Below are 1,196 nucleotides of genomic sequence, written 5' to 3' on the forward strand. Positions count from 1 at the left end.
CATAACGCCCAATTAAGGTGTGAGCCACGCAACCACGACACTCGAATAGGACACCGTAAACACCAAACTTGACCCGAGCAAAAAATGCCATGCGTGGGGAATCACTCTTAAATTGTTTGTTATGTGCGAATTTGATACAAGTGTCCTGACTCAAATTCGTTCTCAGCTACGCACTTTATTTGCCAACCAAGTTTATGCGCCACTTTTTGGCTACCCACATTATCTGAAGCAATGAAAACTTTAACTTGGGTTAAGTCGATGGATTGAGCCAGTTTGAATATTGCTGACTTGCACATTAGAGACGCTAGTCCTTGCCCCCAAAACTTCTGTCGAATGAAATACCCAAAGTCTAGTTCAGCATCAAGTAGCGTAATTCCACAAAACCCAACAATTTCGTTAGTTTCAACAGACCTGAACGCAAACCTAGTTTCTGCCTGTTGCTCATTAGCAAACCAAACCTCAGCTTCTGCATCAGTCAAAGGTCTTCTAGGTCCCAAAAACCTCATAGTTTGCTCGTTTTGAAGCAAGTCAAACACAGCACTTCGATCACTATCAACTAATTGTGAAATAACGATTTTGTCCACGTTTCCCTCCTAGCACATAACGCCTTGTTAAGTAGCAGCTAACTGCCACTGCACCCAAACAAAGCCACCGTAATCACTAAACTCAACCAAACCAAAATCGCCAAACGTTAGCTGTCTGCTTGAACAAATTGTTATGTGCGAACTAAAGACATTGGCACGAAACGAATTCCGTTTAACTCTGCTTCTTCACCTGTTGCTACGAAACCATTGCGATTGTAAAACCCAACAGCATTTACCGATGAACGCAGGCTAACTTCACAAGCGTCTGTCTGATTGAGCAAATGATTCAATAAAATACGACCTAAACCTGAACCCTGCTGTGAATTTGCAACAAACAAATGAGTTAGATAATTTCCACCACGCAAAGCGGCAAAACCAAGAACTTCTCCACCCGACACCGCCTTAATTGATGAAAACTTCTCATCATCAAGAGTAGATGCTAAGTCAGGTAATACTCTGTCCTTATACTCTTGCTTTCCTTGTGCATTAAGCATTGGAAGCACATCCTTGGCTGAGACCTCTGAAACAAGCCTTGTTACAGCGTCTAAATCCGTTTTTAGAACCTTTTGAATTTCCATATTCCCTCCGAGCACATAACGCCTTACTAAGTGG

General features: G+C 42.3%; 2 protein-coding genes. Both read right to left on the bottom strand.

The genetic code is table 11. From position 1 onward, the window contains the following. Positions 1-119: 119 nt before the first annotated feature. Entirely contained in the window at positions 120-584 is a 465-nt protein-coding gene (locus ACP45E_RS19605; RefSeq protein WP_017038093.1) for a GNAT family N-acetyltransferase, read from the bottom strand. Between the two features lie 131 nt (positions 585-715). Next, positions 716-1,162 (bottom strand): GNAT family N-acetyltransferase, encoded by a 447-nt coding sequence (locus ACP45E_RS19610; RefSeq protein ID WP_017038094.1) that lies wholly within the window; start codon positions 1,160-1,162, stop codon positions 716-718. Positions 1,163-1,196: the final 34 nt, after the last annotated feature.

The sequence above is a fragment of the Vibrio genomosp. F10 str. 9ZD137 genome (assembly GCF_049974785.1).
Classification (GTDB): Bacteria; Pseudomonadota; Gammaproteobacteria; order Enterobacterales; family Vibrionaceae; genus Vibrio.